We start from the raw sequence: 20,015 nt of genomic DNA on the forward strand, positions 1-20,015 counted from the left end.
CGAAGCGCCGTCGGGTCAACGCTGGACGAAGACCCCCACGCTGCGTGCCGGCACGGTGAAGGTGCCCGCCGCCCGGTCGAACGAGGCGGCCCGCAGCACCGGGTCGGCGGAGTCGGCCAGCACCGGGTGCAGGGTGGTGTCGGTGCCCCGCAACCCGGCCACCGTCTGCTTCGCCGCCGTCGGGGTGGCGTTGAAGACCACGGTCACCGTCTTCCACCGGCCACCCAGCCCCCGGGCGTCCAGGGTCATGGTGAGCACCCCCGGGGTCTCCTTCGCCCCGGACAGCGGGAAGGCGACCCGCTGCTGCACCTGGTCGGCGGTGGACAGCCCGAACACCGGCGAGGACCGCCGGATCTCCAGCAGTTCCGCGTACCGGGCGTCGGCCAGGTCGATCGCGGCGCAGTCCGGGACCAGGGACGGATCGGCCAGCAGCGGCTTCGCGTACGACCACTTGTCCTGGTTGTCCGCCGCCGGTGGGAGACCGGCACCGAAGCCGTTGCCCTCGGCGCAGTCCCAGCGGATCTGGTTGAACCAGTCACCGGAGTTGTAGGAGTTGCGGTCGAGCGACTTCGACCGCAGCCGCTCCGAGCCAGCCGCCACGAACCCGGTCCCCTGCCCGAGGGCGGTGGTGGCCAGGGCGAGCACCTGCATCCGGGCCCGGTCCGTCGCCGAGGTGCCGGTCGGCAGCTTGTACGCCAGCGCGTCGTACAGGATCTCGTTGTCGTGCGCGTCGACGTAGGTCACCGCCTCGCCGGGCGCGGCGGTGTAGCCGGCCGGGGAGCCGTTGTAGTCCACCTGCGCCCCGGTGACCTTGCGGCCGGTGGAGTCGGTGAACCGGTAGCCGCGCAGGTTGCCGGTCAGCCCCACCTTGATCAGGTCCTGCTGGTGGCGCAGCCGGGCCTGTTGTTCGGCGGCGGTGCCGTTGACCGGGTCGCCGTTGGGATCGGTGTAGAGGCCGGAGGCGAAGCCCTGCACGCGCGGGTTGGCGTCGAAGGGGCCGCCACCGCGTACCGCGTCGCGGAGCCGGTCGTTGAAGGTGCCGATCCCGGTGCCGGCCATGTTGGTCTGGGTGGCCTGGACGAACCGGGCGTCGTCGGCGACCTCGCCGAAGTTCCAGCCCTCGCCGTAGAGCAGGATCTTCTTCCCGTCGACACCGTCGCGGGCGAGGGTGAGACGGTCCAGCGCGGCCCGGACGGCCAGGATGTTGGCCTTGGGGTGGTGGCCCATCAGGTCGAACCGGAAGCCGTCCACCTTGTACTGCTTCGCCCAGACGACCAGCGAGTCGACCACCAACTTGCCCATCATGGCGTGCTCGGGGGCGGTGTTGGCGCAGCAGGTCGAGTTGGCGACGGTGCCGTCATCGAGCAGCCGGTGGTAGTAGCCGGGCACCACCTGGTCCAGCACCGACTTCGGATCGGTGCCGGCGGCGGAGGTGTGGTTGTAGACCACGTCGAGCACCACCCGCAGGCCAGCGCCGTTGATCCCGGCGACCATCCGGCGGAACTCGGTGGTCCGCCGCGCCCCGTCCGGGTCGACGGCGTAGCCGCCCTCGGGGACGGTGTAGTGCAGCGGGTCGTACCCCCAGTTGTAGCCGTCGGTGTCGGCGACCGCCGCGACGCACGCCTGCTGCCGGTCGGAGTCCGGGGGCAGCGTCGCCAGGTCGCAGTCGGGCTGCCGCTGGTCGGCGCGCTTCTCGGGAATGGTGGCGAAGTCGAACACCGGCAGCAGGTGCAGGTAGTTGACCCCGGCGTCGCCGAGCGCCTTGAGGTGTTTCATGCCGGCCGTGCCCGGGTCGGTGAAGGCCAGGTAGGTGCCCCGCCGGTCGGCCGGGACGGTGGTGTCGGCGATGGAGAAGTCGCGTACCGACAGTTCGGAGATCTGCGCCTGCGACGCGGCCGGCGCGGCCGGCTTGCGCAGCCCGGACCAGCCGGTCGGGGTGAGCGCCGGGTCGGCCAGGTCGACGATCTGGCTGTGCGTGGAGTCCGCCGCGAGCGCCACCGAGTAGGGGTCGGTGACCGAGGCGGTGACGATCTTCTGGGCGGCCGGCTGCCAGGCTTCGACCCGGTAGCGGTAGTACCGGCCGGTCCAGTCGCGGCTGCCGCGTACCGACCAGACGCCGGTGCGGTCGTCGCGGCGCATCGCCACCGTGCGCGGCTGCGCCGACGGCGTGTCGGACAGTTCGAGGGTGACGGTGCGGGCGGTGGGCGCCCAGACCGCGAGGGTGGGCACCTTACCGGCGAAGCTGACGCCGAGCGTCGCGTCGGTGGCGGCCCGGTAGACGTCGTCGAGCGCGCCGGGGATCTGCACCCCGGTCGCGCGCAGCAGCGCCCCCCGGGCGTCGCGTTCGGTCACCACGAGTTGCCCGCGCAGCGCCGCCGGCACCTTCGCCAGGTCGGCCCGGTCGAGACGGAACGCCTGGTGGGCCCACAGGTGCGGGAAGGCCGCCCGCTGGGCCTCGGTGAGCCCGTTGCGCTGCGCCCGCAACGGCAGCGAGGTGTACGTCCCGGACAGCTCGCCGTCGACCACACTCAGCCCACCCGCCGGGGCGGCCACCAGGGCGTACGCCCTGCCGTCGGTCGGGCCGACGGCCCAGGTGACCGTGGACCTGTCGATCCACTGCGCCTGCTGCTTCGTGATGTCGAGGTCCTTCGTCGTCCCGGTGGCGGTGGCGGGGAGCAGCCGGCCGGGCACCCCGCCCAGCAGCCAGACCTCGTGGCCGACCCCGGTGAGGTCGAGTCGCTGGTCGTCGGGCTGATCCTTGGTGTCGCCCCGGTGGATGATGTAGTTGAGCCCGGTCGCGCCGGCCGCCAGCGGCACCCGGAACAGCGCGCCGAAGGAGTCCACCTTCTCGGGCAGGAGCGGGCTGGCCCAGTCGGTCGGGGTGGCCGCGCCGTCCCACAGGTGCAGGCCCCAGCCGGCGTAGTCGTTGTCGGCCTTGCGCCAGTGGATGATCGCGGTGCCCGGGTCGACGGGTGGGTCGGGTTCGCCGGTGGCGGCCTGCCGGGTGGGATAGAGCGCCGGGTCGCCCTGCTTGACCCAGACCTCGCCGGTGGTGGTCACGTCGATGGTGCGGTCGTTGGCGACGTCCTTGGTGCCCGCCTTGTCGACCACGAGGAACCCGACGGACTTGGCGCCAGGCTTGAGCTTCACCCAGGCGAACCGGCCGTACGAATCCTCCCCGGCGAACGGCTGCCCGGCGGGCCACTGCGTGACGTACGCCGGATCGAGGTCACCCCAGGCGTACAGTCCCCAGTCGGCGTAGTCCCCGGCGGGGCGCTGGTAGTGCACCACCACCCAGTCCCGGGACGCGCCCTGCGCGGGGGTGCCGACCACCCCGGTCGACCGGGTGGCGGTCGTCCGCCCCTTTCCGTCGCGGACCACCGCCTTGTATTCGACCCGGGTGCCCCCGGCGAGCCCGGTCAGGTCGTGGTGCACGGTGTACGGCGCGGTGTGCGCGCTGCCCAGCAGGGTCCATTTCCCACCCGCGACCCGGGCGGCGACGGTGACGGTGGCCAGCGGGTCACCTGTCACCTGAGCGGTGACGGCGGCCCGGGTGGCGACCGGGTCGGTGCCCGGCTCGGTGAGGGTGACGGTCGGCTTGGCGGTGGCCTGTGGGACGGGCCGGCCGGCCTTGAGCACCACCGCCGACCCGGCGGGGACGGTCACGCTCAGCTTTCCGTCGGTGCCGGCGGTCGGGGTGGCCGTGCCGCCGTAGATGCCGGTGAACGTGGTGCCGGGTGACCAGGTCTGCACGGTGACAGTCTGCGGGGTGCCGGCGTTGTTCACCGCCACCAGGTACTCGGTGCGGTCGGCCGGGGAGATCCGGGAGAAGGCGAAGACACCCGGCCCGTCGGCGGCGTACCGGGTGACCTGGACGCCGTCGCGCAGGCCGGGGTGCGCGGCCCGCAGCCGGCCCAGCTCGGCGATGGTGCGGTACAGCGGGTGGGTGGTGTCGTACTGGTCCGCGGCGTGGGTGCGGGTGGTGCCGATCAGGTCGTCGTCGAGGTAGTCCGCCGTGCGGGTGGCGAACATGTCCTGCCGGGCGTCCTTGTCCCCGCCCGGCCCGGTGAAGCCCTGCTCGTCGCCGGAGTAGACGACCGGCTGACCCCGGGTGAGGAACATCAGCTGGTGGGCGAGGCGGTCCCGGCCGAACTGGCGGGCGTCGTCGCCCCCGGCGGCGGCGATGAACGAGCCGATCCGACCCATGTCGTGGTTGCCGAGGAAGGTGGTCAGCCGGCCGGCGTCGGTGTCCCGGGCGGCGTACAGCGGGTCCTTGGCGTAGACGTCGGCCAGCGCCTTCGCCGATCCGTCGGTGGTGACGTAGCCGCGCGCCGCCTCCTGGAAGGAGAAGTCGAGGGTGGCCGGCAGCCCGCCGCGCCGCACGTAGGTGGAGGTGACCTCCTGGTCGGCGCTGTAGACCTCGCCGAACATGAAGAAGTCCTTCTTGCCGGCGGAGTCGGCGGCGCGCTTGATGCCCTGGCTGAACTGCGGCCAGAAGTCGAGGTTGACGTGCTTGACGGTGTCCAGCCGGAACCCGTCGACGTCGGTGCTGGCGATCCAGTCGCCGTACGCCTTGGTCAGGCCCCGGACCACCTCGGGCCGCTCGGTCCACAGGTCGTCGAGGCCGTAGAAGTCGCCGTACTCGCTGTTCTCACCGGCGAAGGTGGAGTCACCCCGGTTGTGGTACATCGTCGGGTCGTTGAGCCAGGCCGGCACCTTGACGCCCGCGTCGGCTCCGGTGGCGAACGTCGGCGTGTACGGGCCGGCGTCGGTGTTCACCCTCGGGAAGTCCCGGGTGCCGTCGGCGTAGTTGCGGTCCTCGAACTCACGCCCCTGCGCGTCGGTGTACGGCGACGTCTTCTTGTCGACGTACGCGTACTTGCCCTCGGCGTAGGAGATGACGTCGGCGGTGTGGTTGACGATGACGTCGAGGTAGACCTTGATGCCCCGCTGGTGGGCCAGCCTGACCAGCCGCTTCATTTCCTCGTTGGTGCCGAAGTGCGGGTCGACCTGGGTGAAGTCGGTGATCCAGTAGCCGTGGTAGCCGGCGGAGACGTCCGCGCCGCTGCCCTGCACAGGGCGGTTCTTGAACACCGGCGCCAGCCAGATGGCGGTGGTGCCGAGCCCCTGGATGTAGTCGAGCTTGTCGATGACGCCCTTGAGGTCGCCACCGTGGTAGAAGCCCTTGTCGGTCGGGTCGAGCCCGGTGCGCAGCCGGTCGCCGGTGAGACCGCCGGTGTCGTTGCGGCGGTCGCCGTTGGCGAACCGGTCCGGCAGGACGAAGTAGAACTGCTCGGCGCGTCCCTTACCGGTGCCGGCGGCGAGCAGCGCCTCGGTGGTGGGTTCGGCACCCCACTGGGCGGCGCCGGCCGCGGCGAGTGCGTCGATGGTGGACGGGCGGTCGGTGGCGTCGGCACCGAGGTGGCGGACGGCGACCGGGACGCCGACGAGGGCGAGGGTGAGGGTGGAGACCAGGGCGAGCAGCGCCTTGCGCGGCAGCGGGGGTTTCATCGACGGCCTTCCTATGGTCGCTGATTCGCCCGCACGCTAGCCCTTTCCGAAAGGGTTCTGCAATACCTTGCAAACCAAGTCGCAACAAAGCAGCAAACTTGCAACGACGGCAACCGGACCGGCGACCCGACGCGACGGTCAGAGACCGGAGCAGGCCACCCCGTCGACCGTGCAGCGCGACGGCCGGATGCTGCCCCCGGTGTTCTCGAAGTGGAACCGCAACGGCACCGACGCCCCCGGCGCGACGTTCACCCCACTGGTGTACGTGAACACCCCACCCGACATCCGGGGGGTGCCCTGCGGCGCACCCTCCACCCACGAGGTGACCAGCCTGCTGCCGGCGGGCGGGACCAGCCGCACCGTCCAGGGCCGGGCCACCCGGTCCCGGTTGTGCAGCAGCACCTCACCGATGAACGCCTCGTTGTTCCAACTGTCCCGCACGCTGAACCGACCCGTCATCGGCGACGACGGCGGGGCCGGTGGCGCGGGCGGCGTGGCCTGCGGGGCCGGCGGGGCGGGCGGCGCACCTGGGTCGTCGGGCGGCACCACGACCCCGTCGGGCGGCGAGGACACCGCACCGCCACCACCCGACGGGTCACCCCCGACGACGTCGGCGGGCAGCTCGACCGGCAGCGGGTCGGTGCGGCGGGGCGTCAGACCGGGGACGACCGGTTCGGGCAGGTTCGCCGCCACCGGCGCCCGGTCGGTCACCCCCGACCCGGGCAGCGAGTAGGCCGGCACCGGATCGGCCGGCCGCGCCTCGAACGCCGGCCCACGACTGCGGTACGACGCCAGCGCCACGATCAGGAGCACGACCATCACCAGCACCCCGGTGGCGACCACGACCCATGGCGACGACGCCAGCGCACCCGCTCCGTGTGCCCGCGGTTGTGCGCGACGCATGCCGGACATGACCCTCCCTGGTCGGCCCCGTCCGAGAAGAGTAACGATCCCGGCGTTTGCCGGAAAGTGGCTGAGGCATCGGATTTTGTCCTAACCGGACAGTTCGCCGTTCGTCAGCCCCGTACCCGCAACGCGTCCACCTGGAAGTAGACGCCGTTCCGCTTGACCGCCCAGATGGTGTACGTCCCGAGCGGAAGGTCCCTGACGCTGAACACCGTCTGCTGGGGCTGGTAACGGTTCGCCCGCGCGCTCACCCGCTGCTGCTTCACCGGCCGGCCGCCGGCATCGACGACCCACACGTCGGCATCCCCGTACTCCGGGTCCCGCGACGTGATGTAGTCCAGCCCCGTGCCGGTGAACGTGAAGCTGAACGAGTCACCGTCGTGGATCGTGTAGTGAACGTCGTCGCGGTGGTCGCCGTACGGCCGGTCCCGGGAGACCGCCCACCGCCCCCGGTAGGAGATGCCCGGGGCGTCGTCGTTGAGCAGCGTGGTCGGCTTCGGCGAGGGCGTCGCGGCCGACGGCGACACGGACGGGGACGGGGACGGCGTGGCCGACCGGGACGCGGTGGGCGGTCGACCGGCCGGTGGCAGGGCCACGCCCGGTCCGCCACCGGAGTCCGGGCGGGTCCTGGTGGGCGACGGCGACGGCAGCACCGACTCGGTCGCCACCGGCACACCCGGCACCATGATGGCCTCGCTGCGCGCCCCGGCGCCGTGCTCGGCGTAACGGTCGTGACCGAGCACCGCCACCAACGCCTTGACCAGCAAGAAGAGCAGCACGATCACCGCGATCGAGGCGAGCGTCCAGGGCAGCGCGGCGATCGCGTGGGGCAACCGAGACGTCCACCGCGTCCAGCGCGTCCCCGGCATGATCCTCCTCGGTCGATCCCGTACGCAGAGATTAGCGACCGTCCAGTAGCGATGATCAGCGGGGGCGGTAGGCCCGGCGCGCGCAGGTCAGCCGGTCCGGATGACGGTGCAGATCGCCGGGCCGTCCTCGGTGCCACGCAGCAGGTAGCGGTAGCGCTCCCCGGGCACCGCCCGCCCCTGGCTGTCCAGGAACTCCCACCGCACGGCGACCATGGTCAGCAGGGCGGAGACCGGCTCGACCTGCTCGATCAGCGCGTGCGCCGCGACCAGCTCCCGTTCCTGGTAGTCGGGCGCGGCACCGACGAAGGAGAGCGCGACGGCGGCCATCGTGCTGAACGAGAAGCTGTAGCTGTCGGCGACCACCAGCCCGGGCAGGGCGTAACAGCCGGCGATGGCGGGCACGTCACCGGTGGTGAGTGCCACCCCGTAACGGTCGAAGAAGTCGCTCAGCGTATCCAGATCGGTGGAAGCTCTCACGGCGTCACCAGTTGCCGTCGCCGCCCGTCGGCAAACCTCATCGGGGCGGGATGCGTACCTCGATCTCCGCGCCCAGCCGTGCGTCGCCGGCCAGGTCGAGGTCGTCGCCGCTCCAGAACCGGCCCGGGTCGTACCAGTTGGGCCGGCGGCCGGGCGGCAGCAACCCCATCGCCTCGTAGGTCACCGCCACCACCTCCGCGCAGTACGCGGTCTCCAGCGCGCGGTCGCCGGTCGGCCGGTCGCCGGGCTGCCGGTCGGCCGGCTCGCCGTCCCGGTCCCGCCGACCCGGCAGGGGCAACGGGATGCGCAGCTGCGGGACCCGCCCCCGGGCCCATCGCCAGGCCAACTGGGCGGTGGACGGGAACGGGGTGCCGTCGAGCCGGGCCACGGTCTGCAGCACCGCCTGCTCCATCGCCAGGTCGGCCGACGGTTCGAGCTGACGCAGCCAGGCGCGCTGGCCGTACCGGTTGGCCCAGACGCAGACCGCGTCGCGCAGGTCGTGCAGTTGCACACCGCGCTGGTGGGTGCCGGTCCACATGTCCCGCAGCGACCGCCCCAGCTCGGCGTGCCACATCAACGGCGGCATGTCGTCCAGCACCACCGCCATGCCGACGTGGTTGACGGGACTGTTGGTGGTGAACTGGATGGCCCGGTCCGGCACGCTGCGCCCCCGGAACACCCACACGTCACCGGTACGGCTCAGGTCGACGGCCTCGTCCAGGCTGATGCTCATGAGCGTCTACCCTAGGCCGATGCGGCAACGGATGCAGTGGTGGAAGGTCCTCGGGTTGGCGGGTATCGCGGGGGTCGCCGCGACCGGCGTGGTCGTCGCCCGCGCCGAACGGCGGCGTCGCGCGTACACCCCGGAGGAGATCCGGGACCGGCTGCGGCAGCGGCACGCCGAGGCCGCGAAGCCCGCCGACGACCCGGCCTGACCGACCCCGGGCCGTCCGTCGCCGGTCGGCCACGGACGGCGCCCACGGCGGCCCCGACGGGGCAGTCGGGCGGGCCGCCGACGGCTAGGCTCCCGGCATGGATGATGCGGTCGAGCAGCAACCCTTCGTGTTGTCACCGCCCGCAGCGCCGGTGGAGCGGCACGGCCAGGTCGACCTGCACCTGCCGACCGGCCCCGGGCCGCACCCCGTCGTGGTGGTCGTGCACGGTGCCCCACTTCCGCCGGGCGCACCGGATCCTCGGGACTGGCTGCTCTACCGGGGCTACGGGGCGCTCGTCGCCGAGCAGGGTCTGGTCGCCGCCGTCATCAGCTACCGGGTCACCGACCTCGCCGGGCTGCCCACCACCGCCGACGAGATCGCCGGCCTGGTCGAGGCCGTCCGGTCCGATCCCCGGGTGGACGCGCAGCGGGTGGTGCTCTGGTTCTTCTCCGGTGGGTGCCTGCTGGCGGCCGACTGGCTGCGCGCCGCGCCGGCCTGGGTACGGGGCATCGCGCTGACCTATCCGCTGCTCGTCCCGCTGCCCGGCTGGGAGGTGCCGGCGCGGTTCCTGCCGATCGATGCCCTCGGTGCCGGCTCGACGACGCCGGTGGTGCTGACCCGGGCCGGGCAGGACAAGCTCCCCGGGCTGCTGGCCGGCATCGCCGCGTTCCTCGACGCCGCCGCCCAGGTCGGGCGACCGGTGCGTCTGGTGGAGGTGCCGGACGGCCAGCACGCCTTCGACATCCTGGACCACACCGAGCAGTCGCGTGACGCCGTCCGGGCGGCCCGGGACGCGGTGGTCGACCTGATCCGGGCCGACTGAGCCGGGTCCACCACCCACCGCACCGGGTCCGGTAGCCGCCCGGACGTCCGGTTCCGACCGGAGGTCCCGCACCGGACAAGCCCGTTCGTGCCCGATCGTCCCGTGGCCGGGGCCACCCGCACGGCGGAATCGTCGCCGGGGCCGGGGCGTTGTACCTGGCATACCACCGCCACTCCCCCACCCCCCGGGGGACGGCCCCGGAACCCCGACCGCGGAATGCGGTCGCCACCGGGTCGGTTACACCTCCCTGGACGCCCGAGCAGGTCCCCCCCGACCGCCAGGCGATCCCCTGAACTTCCGGCCACGCCCCACCCCCTGAGGGCGTCCGCCACACCCCCGAATGCAGAGGAGCACGCGACCATGCGTACCGATCTGATCCGCAAGACCGCCCTGACCGCCGCCGGCCTCGCCTTCACCACCGGCGCCATCGCCGGCCCACTGACCACCGCCCACGCCGCCGACGCCCGAACCCCCACCACGGCGCAGACCGAACGCCGACCCGCCGGCGAGCGTGAACTGACGATGAACTACCAGCCCCAGCCCAACTTCTACTACTGCGGCCCCGCCGCCACCCGCAACGCCCTGTCCGTCCAAGGCAAGAACATCGACGTCGACGCCATGGCCAAGGAAATGCGCACCACCGAAAACGGCACCGACAGCATCAACGACATCACCCCCGTACTCAACAAGCAGACCGGCCGCAAAGCCTACGAAAGCACCGAAATCCGCACCACCAAGGCCGACGACAAGCAGACCAACGAACTCCGCACCGACATCGTCCGCACCATCGACGACGGCCGCGCCGTAGTCGCCAACATCGCCGGCACCGCCACCGACACCGACGGCACCACCCACGCCTTCGAAGGCGGCCACTACATCAGCGTCATCGGCTACCGCGACGCCGGCAAGACCGTCACCATCGGCGACTCCGCCAACCCGAACACCGCGTCCTACCGGATGAGCGTCGACAACCTCGCCGACTGGATCGCCACCCGCGGCTACACCTCCTGACCCGCTACTCGTCCTGACCTCGGACACCGATCGGGCCGCCCCCCCCCCGGGGGCGGCCCGATCGTCGTCGGTACGGCCGGCTCCCGCGCCCGGTTGCAGCTCAGCGGTCGGTGCCGGCCGCCACCGGTTCGGCCTCGTCGGTGGTCGTCGTCGACTCCAGGCGGCGGGCTCGGCGGCGCAGCCACCAGGTGCTGGCCACCCCGCCGAGTACGGCCAGGACCAGGCCGGCCCAGGAGATGTCCTTGAGCCAGTGCTCGGCCGCCCGGCCCAGGGTGTAGAGCAGGTAGGTGGTGCCGAAGGCCCAGACCAGGCCGCCGGCCGCGTTGGCCACCAGGAACCGCCGGTACGGCACGTGCAGCGCGCCGGCCAGCGGCCCGGCCAGGATGCGCAGCAGGGCGACGAACCGGCCGAAGAACACCGCCCAGACGCCGTGCCGGGCGAAGCTCTGCTCGGCTCGGGCGAGTTGTGCGGGGCCCAGGTGTTTCGGGAAGCGCCGGCCCAGCCGGGCCAGCAGCGGACGGCCGCCCCGGCGACCCACCGCATAGCCGACGGAGTCGCCGACGATCGCGCCGAACGCCGCGGCGGTGGCGACCCAGTGCGGCTCGACCACCCCGGTCGCGGCCAGCAGGGCGGAGCTGACCAGCACGATCTCGCCCGGCAACGGGACACCCATGCTCTCGACGCCGATCACCCCGGCGACGATCAGGTAGACCACCCCCGGGGGAAGTGCTACGAGCCAGTGCTGAACGTCGACCACTACGGCACCCCTTCCGACCCGACCTCGAACCCTACCCGCGCCGGGCGGGTAGGGCGGGCCCCCGGGAACACGGTGCGGTCAGCGGGGTTCGAGCAGGCCCCGGGCGGTCATGAAGCTGTGCAACGTCGCGGCGTCCTCGGCGGGCATCAGCCAGCGGGGGATCACCGTCGCCGGCATCCGGCCGACGTACACGATCCAGAAGTCGCCGGCCTCCCGCACCCGGGCCACCCCGTCCCAGGCGATGCCGCCGGACTCCGAGCCGCTGCGCATCATGATGTTGTCGTCGGTGATGTCGTAGCCGCCCTCGACCGCGTAGTCGTCGGAGCGGCGTCGGGCCCGCCAGCGCACCCAGGGCGCGTAGAGCATCGACAGCAGCCCGCCCACGAGCAGCACCAGCCACAGCGACGAGAGCCGGCCACCCCGGGAGACGAGCAGGCCGACCGCCCCGGCCGCCGCCAGCGCCACGCCGATGAGGGTGAACCGGCGCAGCCGGACGCTGCCGAGCGCGGCGGCCACCCGACCCGGGTAGGCGGGGTCGGCGGGGACGTCGAAACGGATGTGCACGCGGAAACGATAGTGCGGCGCGGCCGCGGTGGCTCAGTCGAGGCAGAACTCGTTGCCCTCGACGTCCTGCATCACCAGGCACGACTCGTCGTAGCCGCCGGCGGGCAGCAGGCGTACCCGGGTCGCGCCGAGGGCGACCAGCCGGGCGCACTCCGCCTCCAGCGCGGCCAACCGCTGCTCACCGACCAGGCCGGGGCCGATCCGCACGTCGAGGTGCAGCCGGTTCTTGACCACCTTGCCCTCGGGCACGCGCTGGAAGAACAGTCGCGGGCCCGCACCGGTGGGGTCGACGCAGGCGAACGCGGAGCCCTGCCGCTCGGGCGGCAGGGACCTGTCGAACGCGCCCCAGTCGGCGAACCCCGGCGGCGGTGGCGGGACGACGTAACCGAGCGCCTCGCACCAGAAGCGGGCGACCCGTTCGGGCTCCGCGCAGTCGAAGGTGACCTGGACCTGCTTGACCGACACCATCGGCACACCGTAGCGGCCGGGTCCGACACGGTGGCGCTCAGCGACCGGGGGCCGCCGGCCGGGTCGTCCGGTCGGGCAGCGGGGCGACGAACTCCAGCCGGTTGCCGTGCGGGTCGGCGGTGTGGAAGCGGCGCATCCCGGGCAGCTCGTCGTCGTCACCCCAGGTGACCGGGTGGCCGGCGCGGGCCAGCCGGTCGGCGAGGGCGTCGAGGTCGGGGCGCAGCAGCGCCGGGTGCGCCTTGCGGGCGGGCCGGAAGTCGTTCTCGACGCCGAGGTGCAGTTCGGCGTCGTACCCGGTGAACCAGCAGCCGCCACGGGCGGCGAGGGTCGGGGGTTTGGGTTTCTCGGTCAGGCCGAGGATGCCCACGTAGAAGGCCCGGGACGAGTCCTCGGCACCGGGCGGGCAGGCGAGCAGCACATGATGGATCATGGTGGCACCTCCTCGTCCCGAACCCTGGCACGAGGTTGCGTGAATAGCAAGACGGACGTACGGTTTTGTTGGAAGACGACGAATCGGCAGTAAGTGTTACCTAACCTGGGCGGCCCTCCGCCTGGTGCGACAGACTGCTCAGGACTACTCACGGTCGCTGGTGTGAAGGAGTACGACGTGGCGAGCCTCGACACCTTCGGTGCGAAGACCCAGCTACGCGTCGGAGACGCGAGCTACGAGATTTTCAGGATCGGCCAGGTGCCGGGGCACGACAGGCTGCCCTACAGCTTGAAGATCCTGCTGGAGAACCTGCTGCGGACCGAGGACGGCGCGAACATCACCGCCGACCACATCTCCCAGCTCGGCGCGTGGGACCCCACCGCCGACCCGAGCGTGGAGATCCAGTTCACCCCGGCGCGGGTGCTGATGCAGGACTTCACCGGCGTGCCCTGCGTGGTCGACCTGGCCACCATGCGTGAGGCCGTCCGCGAGCTGGGCGGCGACGCCACCAAGGTCAACCCGCTGGCCCCGGCCGAGCTGGTCATCGACCACTCGGTCATCGCCGACCTGTTCGGCCGCGAGGACGCCTTCGCCCGCAACGTCGAGCTGGAGTACGAGCGCAACAGGGAGCGCTACCAGTTCCTGCGCTGGGGCCAGAGCGCGTTCAACGAGTTCAAGGTCGTCCCCCCGGGCACCGGCATCGTGCACCAGGTCAACATCGAGTACCTGGCCCGCACGATCATGGCGCGCGCAGAGGCGTCTGGAGTCATGCAGGCGTACCCGGACACCGTGGTCGGCACCGACTCGCACACCACCATGGTCAACGGCCTGGGCGTGCTGGGCTGGGGCGTCGGCGGCATCGAGGCCGAGGCCGCGATGCTCGGCCAGCCGGTCAGCATGCTGATCCCCCGGGTCGTCGGCTTCAAACTGCACGGCGAGATGCCGGCCGGCACCACCGCCACCGACCTGGTGCTCACCATCACCGAGATGCTGCGCAAGCACGGCGTCGTCGGCAAGTTCGTCGAGTTCTACGGCCCCGGCGTCAGCGCCGTGCCGCTGGCCAACCGGGCCACCATCGGCAACATGTCCCCCGAGTACGGCTCCACCGTCGCGATCTTCCCGATCGACGCCGAGACCGTCCGCTACCTGGAACTGACCGGCCGCGACGCCTCCCAGGTGGCGCTCGTCGAGGCGTACGCCAAGGAGCAGGGTCTCTGGCACGACCCGGACCACGAGCCGGAGTACTCCGAGCGCCTGGAGCTGGACCTGGGCACGATCGAGCCGTCCCTGGCCGGGCCCAAGCGCCCGCAGGACCGGGTGCCGCTCGGGGTCGCCAAGACGCTGTTCCGCTCGGCGCTGACCGACTACGTCGCCGACGACTCCGCCGGTGAGCGCGACCTCAAGCCCGGCGTCGCCCGCGAGCAGCTCCCCCGGGGCGCGAACGGCCCGGCCGACGAGGCCAGCGCCGAGTCGTTCCCGGCCAGCGACCCGCCCGCCAACGACTTCAGCGACCCCGCCGACGAGCCGCGCGACCTGGAGACCGCCGCCGTCGGCGCCGGGGGCCGGGCCAGCAACCCGGTCCGGGTCACCGGCAGCGACGGGGTGGAGTACGAGCTGGACCACGGCGCGGTGGTCATCGCCGCGATCACCTCCTGCACCAACACGTCCAACCCGCAGGTGATGATCGGTGCCGCCCTGCTGGCCCGCAACGCCGTCGACAAGGGCCTGAGCCGCAAGCCGTGGGTCAAGACCACCCTGGCACCCGGCTCCAAGGTCGTCATGGACTACTACGAGCGGGCCGGCCTCACGCCCTACCTGGACAAGCTCGGCTTCAACCTGGTCGGCTACGGCTGCACCACCTGCATCGGCAACTCCGGCCCGCTGCCGGAGGAGGTCTCCGCCGCCGTCAACGAGGGCGACCTGGCCGTCGTGTCGGTGCTGTCGGGCAACCGGAACTTCGAGGGCCGGATCAACCCGGACGTCAAGATGAACTACCTGGCGTCCCCGCCGCTGGTGGTGGCGTACGCGCTGGCCGGCACGATGGACATCGACCTGGCCAACGAGCCGCTCGGCGAGGACACCGAGGGCAACCCGGTCTACCTGCGCGACATCTGGCCCAACAGCGCCGAGATCCAGGACGTCATCGCCCAGGCGATCGGCGCGACCGGGTTCAGCGCCGCCTACGCCGACGTGTTCGCCGGTGACGAGCGGTGGCAGTCGCTGCCCACCCCGACCGGCGACACGTTCGCCTGGGCCGACGACTCCACCTACGTCCGTAAGCCCCCGTACTTCGAGGGGATGCAGCAGGAGCCGAGCCCGGTCGTCGACATCGCCGACGCCCGGGTGCTGGCCAAGCTGGGTGACTCGGTGACCACCGACCACATCTCCCCGGCCGGCGCGATCAAGGCCGACTCCCCCGCCGGCAGCTACCTCGCCGAGCACGGCGTGCCGCGCCACGAGTTCAACTCGTACGGCTCCCGCCGGGGCAACCACGAGGTGATGATCCGGGGCACCTTCGCCAACATCCGGCTGCGTAACCAGCTGGTCCCCGGTGTGGAGGGCGGCTTCACCGTCAACCACCTGACCGGTGAGCAGACCTCCATCTACGACGCCTCCACCGCCTACCAGGCCGCCGGCGTCCCGCTGGTTATCCTGGCCGGCAAGGAGTACGGCTCCGGTTCGTCCCGGGACTGGGCAGCCAAGGGCACCATGCTGCTCGGCGTCCGGGCGGTCATCGCCGAGTCCTACGAGCGCATCCACCGGTCCAACCTGATCGGCATGGGCGTGCTGCCGTTGCAGTTCCCGGTGGACACCACCGCCGAGTCGCTCGGTCTCACCGGCACGGAGACCTTCTCCATCACCGGCGTCACCGCGCTCAACGAGGGCGACACCCCGCGTACGGTGCGGGTCAGCACCGACACCGGCGTGGAGTTCGACGCGGTGGTCCGGATCGACACCCCCGGCGAGGCGGACTACTACCGCCACGGGGGCATCCTCCAGTACGTGCTGCGCCGCATGATCGCCAGCTGACGTCGGCGTACGAAACGGGCCCTCTCCAGCGTGGAGGGGGCCCGTTCCCGTCGACGGGTGGCGGCGGGTCGCGACCGTCGTCAGCGGCCGCCGACCGCGCGCCGCCGGGAGTTCCGGGTCTTCATGGCGTGCTCCAGCAGGGTGATCAGCACGTTGCGGCTGGACTCCCGCTGCCGGGCGTCGCAGAGCAGCAGCGGCACCTCCGGGTCCAGGTCCAACGCCGTACGCACCTCGTCGAGGCCGAACCGCCGGGCCCCCTCGAAACAGTTCACCGCCACCACGAACGGGGTGCCCCGCCCCTCGAAGTAGTCGATCGAGGGGAAGCAGTCGGCCAACCGGCGGGTGTCGGCCAGCACCACCGCGCCGAGCGCACCCACCGCCAACTCGTCCCACAGGAACCAGAAGCGGTCCTGACCGGGGGTGCCGAACACGTAGAGCACCAGGTCGTCGCTGATGGTGATCCGGCCGAAGTCCATCGCCACCGTGGTGGTGCTCTTACGTTCCACCCCGGACAGGTCGTCGACCCCGATGCCGGTCTCGGTCAGCACCTCCTCGGTACGCAGCGGACGGCTCTCACTCACCGCACCGACCAGTGTCGTCTTGCCGGCCCCGAACCCACCCGCCACCAGAACCTTGAGCGCGGTGGGCAGCACCCGTGCCCCCGCCGGACGTTCAGAGCGCCCGTAGTCCATTGATCACCGCCTCGTAGATGCTCTCGTCGTTGACACCGGCCGGCTCCCGGGGTTCCTGTACCCGGACCAGGTCCCGTGCCACCAGGTCACCGAGGAGCACCCGTACGGTGCCCACCGGCAGGTCCAGTCGGGCCGCGACCTCGGCCACCGACTGCATGCGCTGGGTCAGCGCCACTATCGCCACGTGTTCGGGCCCCAGCCCGGCCTCCTCGACCGCGTTCGTCCGGGTCGCCGTGACCAGCGAGATCAGGTCGAACGAGCCGGCCACCGGGCGGGCCCTGCCCCGGGTGACCGCGTACGGGCGGACCACCGGGCCCGCGTGGTCGTCGACCCACTGCTCGTCCGCGGGGTCGCCGTCGGCGGCCATCGCGGTCAGCTCCCACCGGACGACTGGTCGACACCCCGGGCCGGGGACGCCACGTACTTACCCACCCGGGCGACCAGCATCGCCATCTCGTACGCGATCAGGCCGACGTCGGCGTCGGTGCCGGCGAGCACCGCCAGGCACGCGTTCGGCCCGGCCGCGGTGACGAACAGGAACGAGGACTCCATCTCGATGATGGTCTGCTGGACCTGCCCGCCGCCGAACCGTTTGCCGGCGCCCCGGGCCAGGCTCTGGATGCCGGCGGCCATCGCGGCGAGGTGTTCCCCGTCGTCGCGGCCCATCCCCTCGGACGCGGCCATCAGCAGGCCGTCGGTGGAGAGCGCGACGGCGTGCTCGGCCTGCTTCACCCGGCCGACCAGATCGTCCAGCAACCACGTCAGGTCGGCACCGGATGCCGTCGTCTGCCCCACTCGTCGTCCTCTTCCCCGGCGGTTCCGCCGTGCTCGGTTGCCGTGACCCCGTGGACGTCGCGTCCGTCGCGACGCCGTCAGGTGGCCGGGCGGTCTGCGTCGTCCGACCGGTCACCGCTGCGGGTGCCCTCCGACAGCCGGGCCGCGTCGGTCCGGCCGCGTCGGGTGCCCGACTGGTAGGCGCTCATCATCTGGCGCACCTGCTCGGGTGCGCGCCGGACCGCAGCACCGGCCCCGGTCTCCCCACCGGTCGGGGGGTCCCGCAGCTCGGGCGCCAGGTTCGCCTGTCGTACCCGCACCGGCAGGCCCGCGTCGGTCACCGGCCCCTCCACAGTAGGCGACGGCGGGTCGGCGTCGGCGTCCGCCGTCCGTGCGTCCCCGGTCACCGCGACGGTCGGGGTGGACGGTCGGGCGACGGTCACCGGCAGACCGGTCGGGACGGTCGGCGCGTGCAGCGCGTCCTGCGCCGGGCGTCGCTTACGGGACCGGGCCGGCAGGCCCGCCGGGGTCACCGCGTCCGACGGCGGGACGGCCCTCGGGCTCACCGGGGGCCCCGCGTCGGCCGCCGGTGTGGCCTCGGCGGTGGCCGGGCGTCGGGCGACCACCGGAAGCGCGCCGGACGGGCTCGGGTCCCCCGGCACGACCAGCTCCGCCGGGATCAGCACCACGGCGGTGGTCCCCCCGTAGGCGGACTCCTTGAGCTGCACCTTCACCCCGTGCCGCTCGGTCAGCCGGCTCACCACGTACAGCCCGAGGCGGGCGGCGTCGGCCAGGTTCAACTCGGACCGGTCCACGATGCGGCGGTTGGCGGCGAGCAGTTCCTCACCGGTCAGACCCAGACCACGATCCTCGATCTCGATGGCGAACCCGGCGGTCACCAGGTGACCCTGCACCTCGACGGTGGTGTTCGGCGGGGAGAAGGACAGGCCGTTCTCGATCAGCTCGGCGAGCAGGTGGATCACGTCACCGACCGCCCGGCCGGCGAGCGCGACCGGGCCGAGCGGCAGCACGTCCACCCGGGTGTAGTCCTCGACCTCGGCGACCGCGCCGCGCACCACGTCCACCATCGGCACGTTGCGTCGCCACGCCCGACCCGGGGTGGCGCCGGAGAGCACGATGAGGTTCTCCGCGTTGCGCCGCATCCGGGTGGCCAGGTGGTCGACCCGGAACAGGTCCTCCAGTTCCCCGGCGTCGTGTTCGCGCCGTTCCATCGCGTCGAGCAGGGTGAGCTGGCGGTGCACCAGCGCCTGGGTCCGCCGGGCCAGGCTGAGGAACACCCCCCGGACGTTGCGGCGCAGCTCGGCCTGCTCGACCGCCGTGCGGATGGCGGTCTCCTGGACGGCGTTGAAGGCTCGGCCCAGCTGACCGATCTCGTCGTCGCCGAAGTCCAGCGGCGGGGCCTCGCGGGCCACGTCGACGTCCTCGCCGTGGCCGAGGCGGTCCACCACTCCGGGCAGCTGTTCGTGGGCCAGCCGCAGCGCGGCGTCGCGCAGCCGGGCCAGCTGCCGGACCAGGTGCCGGGCGGTGCTGATCGACACCACGATCGAGGCGATCACGGCGATCAGGCCGAGGCCGGCGGCGAGCACCAGCCGGACGATGACGCCCACCGCGACCGGGGTGGCCCGGTCGATGAGCGCGTCGCCGACGCTCACCCCGAAGTCCACCTGCGCCTGCATCGCCGGCCCGACGGTCGACTGCCACTCCTGCTCGGTCAGCGGCAGGGTGGTGCCCGACCGGGCCTGCTGGATCACCCGGTCCTCCAGCAGCCGGAACCGGGCCACCGCGTCCGAGCCGGCGAGCTGGTCGTAGCGGACCCGGTCGGCCGGGGACAGCTCGGCGACCGCCTCCGCCGTCTGGTAGCGCTGGGCGCCGACCAGTTGGGTGAAGCGGGCGTACTCGTCGCCGGTCATCCGGCCGGCCGCGAGCACGCCGGTGATCAGGGCATCCTGTTGGGAGATCAGCTCCCGCACCTGGTAGAGGTCGACCAGGGTCTCGCTCTCCGCGGCGATCCGCGTGTCGTCGAGCTGCCCCAGCGAGCCGTACATCCGCAGCACCCCGGCGAGGACCCCGGTGTACGCGGCGGACGCCTCGGCCCGGGTCATCCCGGCGTCGCGCACCGACTCCCGGATGCCGGTCAGGCCACTCAGGCCGGTCAGCACCTCGTCGACCCGGCGGCGGGTGTCCTCGCCGGTGGCCAGCTCGGCCTGCCAACTGCCCACCGAGGTGCCGAACTCGTCCGCCACCTGGTCGGTGCGCTGCCACTGGGTGCTCAACGCGTCGAGTTGCCGCTGGGCCCGTTCACCCAGGTAGGCGTTGGCGAGCCGCCGCTCCTCCTGGAGCGCGGTGAGCAGCGACTCCCCGGGGTCGGCCACCCGGCTGTTGAGGGTCTGCACCCAGAGCAGGTTGAAGCCGTCACCGACGGTCACCCACGCGGCGAAGGACCAGAGCGCGACGAGGGAGGTGAGCAGGGCCACGATCTTGGTACGCAGACGCGTGCTGCCGGAACCCATCACACCGCCCCCGGGCCGGACCGTGGCCACCGGACGCCCGACGCGTCACGGCACACCTGAACCCGGCGCACGCTAGCAGTCGGCACCACCATCGCTCAAGCCATGCTGATCATGGAGGCGGGGCCGGTGCCGCAGGTCCTGGGGCGATGGTGACCACCGTGGATGGTGCCGGCACCCCCTGAGGCAGCCGACCCGGCGACCACCCGGCGCGGGCCACGGCCGGTCTGGCCGCCGACG

At 72.4% G+C, this 20,015-nt stretch carries 17 protein-coding genes; 4 read left to right on the top strand and 13 right to left on the bottom strand.

Annotation, left to right across the window (positions count from 1 at the left end; translation table 11 throughout):
* Positions 1-15: 15 nt before the first annotated feature.
* From pulA to ACQP2H_RS20905, 5 genes are all read right to left on the bottom strand, one after another.
* Positions 16-5,511, bottom strand: coding sequence for a pullulanase-type alpha-1,6-glucosidase (gene pulA / locus ACQP2H_RS20885; protein ID WP_219463673.1), 5,496 nt, complete (start codon positions 5,509-5,511; stop codon positions 16-18).
* A gap of 138 nt (positions 5,512-5,649) precedes the next feature.
* A complete protein-coding gene (locus tag ACQP2H_RS20890) occupies positions 5,650-6,423 on the bottom strand; it encodes a cellulose binding domain-containing protein (protein ID WP_219463675.1) in 774 nt (257 codons plus the stop codon).
* A 104-nt stretch (positions 6,424-6,527) separates the two neighbouring features.
* Positions 6,528-7,250 carry a hypothetical protein gene (locus tag ACQP2H_RS20895; RefSeq protein WP_357537185.1) on the bottom strand — a complete coding sequence of 241 codons (723 nt, stop codon included), beginning with the start codon at positions 7,248-7,250 and terminating at the stop codon, positions 6,528-6,530.
* A 123-nt stretch (positions 7,251-7,373) separates the two neighbouring features.
* Entirely contained in the window at positions 7,374-7,763 is a 390-nt protein-coding gene (locus ACQP2H_RS20900) for a hypothetical protein (protein ID WP_208570927.1), read from the bottom strand.
* A gap of 37 nt (positions 7,764-7,800) precedes the next feature.
* Positions 7,801-8,496, bottom strand: coding sequence for a hypothetical protein (locus tag ACQP2H_RS20905; RefSeq protein WP_219463684.1), 696 nt, complete (start codon positions 8,494-8,496; stop codon positions 7,801-7,803).
* Between ACQP2H_RS20905 and ACQP2H_RS20910 the strand changes: the two genes are divergently transcribed.
* From ACQP2H_RS20910 to ACQP2H_RS20920, 3 genes are all read left to right on the top strand, one after another.
* Positions 8,495-8,698, top strand: coding sequence for a hypothetical protein (locus tag ACQP2H_RS20910; protein WP_208570938.1), 204 nt, complete (start codon positions 8,495-8,497; stop codon positions 8,696-8,698). The genes ACQP2H_RS20905 and ACQP2H_RS20910 overlap by 2 nt on opposite strands.
* 97 nt (positions 8,699-8,795) lie before the next feature.
* Positions 8,796-9,521 carry a hypothetical protein gene (locus tag ACQP2H_RS20915; protein WP_357537189.1) on the top strand — a complete coding sequence of 242 codons (726 nt, stop codon included), beginning with the start codon at positions 8,796-8,798 and terminating at the stop codon, positions 9,519-9,521.
* 360 nt (positions 9,522-9,881) lie between these two features.
* On the top strand, positions 9,882-10,532 hold the full coding sequence (locus tag ACQP2H_RS20920) for a C39 family peptidase (protein WP_219462126.1): 651 nt from the start codon (positions 9,882-9,884) through the stop codon (positions 10,530-10,532).
* 100 nt (positions 10,533-10,632) lie between these two features.
* Here ACQP2H_RS20920 and ACQP2H_RS20925 read toward each other — a convergent pair whose 3' ends face one another.
* The 4 genes from ACQP2H_RS20925 to ACQP2H_RS20940 all read right to left on the bottom strand — a co-directional run bounded on the left by ACQP2H_RS20925 (position 10,633) and on the right by ACQP2H_RS20940 (position 12,751).
* Positions 10,633-11,289 (bottom strand): DedA family protein, encoded by a 657-nt coding sequence (locus ACQP2H_RS20925; RefSeq protein ID WP_208569160.1) that lies wholly within the window; start codon positions 11,287-11,289, stop codon positions 10,633-10,635.
* Positions 11,290-11,367: 78 nt separating this feature from the next.
* The gene (locus ACQP2H_RS20930) at positions 11,368-11,853 is read right to left on the bottom strand and encodes a YcxB family protein (protein ID WP_219463689.1); all 486 of its coding nucleotides are present in this window, start codon (positions 11,851-11,853) and stop codon (positions 11,368-11,370) included.
* Positions 11,854-11,886: 33 nt separating this feature from the next.
* The gene (locus ACQP2H_RS20935) at positions 11,887-12,321 is read right to left on the bottom strand and encodes a VOC family protein (RefSeq protein ID WP_219470198.1); all 435 of its coding nucleotides are present in this window, start codon (positions 12,319-12,321) and stop codon (positions 11,887-11,889) included.
* 37 nt (positions 12,322-12,358) lie between these two features.
* The gene (locus ACQP2H_RS20940) at positions 12,359-12,751 is read right to left on the bottom strand and encodes a VOC family protein (protein ID WP_357013769.1); all 393 of its coding nucleotides are present in this window, start codon (positions 12,749-12,751) and stop codon (positions 12,359-12,361) included.
* Positions 12,752-12,913: 162 nt separating this feature from the next.
* Between ACQP2H_RS20940 and ACQP2H_RS20945 the strand changes: the two genes are divergently transcribed.
* Positions 12,914-15,781, top strand: coding sequence for an aconitate hydratase (locus ACQP2H_RS20945; protein ID WP_433228567.1), 2,868 nt, complete (start codon positions 12,914-12,916; stop codon positions 15,779-15,781).
* An 80-nt stretch (positions 15,782-15,861) separates the two neighbouring features.
* On the opposite strand, the gene ACQP2H_RS20950 is transcribed toward ACQP2H_RS20945, so the two are convergent.
* The 4 genes from ACQP2H_RS20950 to ACQP2H_RS20965 form a co-directional block, all read right to left on the bottom strand.
* Entirely contained in the window at positions 15,862-16,473 is a 612-nt protein-coding gene (locus ACQP2H_RS20950) for a GTP-binding protein (RefSeq protein WP_208569165.1), read from the bottom strand.
* Positions 16,454-16,840 (bottom strand): DUF742 domain-containing protein, encoded by a 387-nt coding sequence (locus tag ACQP2H_RS20955; RefSeq protein WP_208569166.1) that lies wholly within the window; start codon positions 16,838-16,840, stop codon positions 16,454-16,456. Before ACQP2H_RS20955 ends, ACQP2H_RS20950 begins: the two co-directional genes overlap by 20 nt.
* Positions 16,841-16,845: 5 nt before the next feature.
* Positions 16,846-17,268, bottom strand: a complete 423-nt coding sequence (locus ACQP2H_RS20960) for a roadblock/LC7 domain-containing protein (RefSeq protein WP_208569167.1) — start codon at positions 17,266-17,268, stop codon at positions 16,846-16,848.
* Between the two features lie 77 nt (positions 17,269-17,345).
* A complete protein-coding gene (locus ACQP2H_RS20965) occupies positions 17,346-19,778 on the bottom strand; it encodes a nitrate- and nitrite sensing domain-containing protein (RefSeq protein WP_433228570.1) in 2,433 nt (810 codons plus the stop codon).
* Positions 19,779-20,015: the final 237 nt, after the last annotated feature.

Origin of the sequence: Micromonospora sp. CA-248260 (genome assembly GCF_050942205.1) — a bacterium.
GTDB classification, from domain to species: Bacteria; Actinomycetota; Actinomycetes; order Mycobacteriales; family Micromonosporaceae; genus Micromonospora; species Micromonospora antibiotica.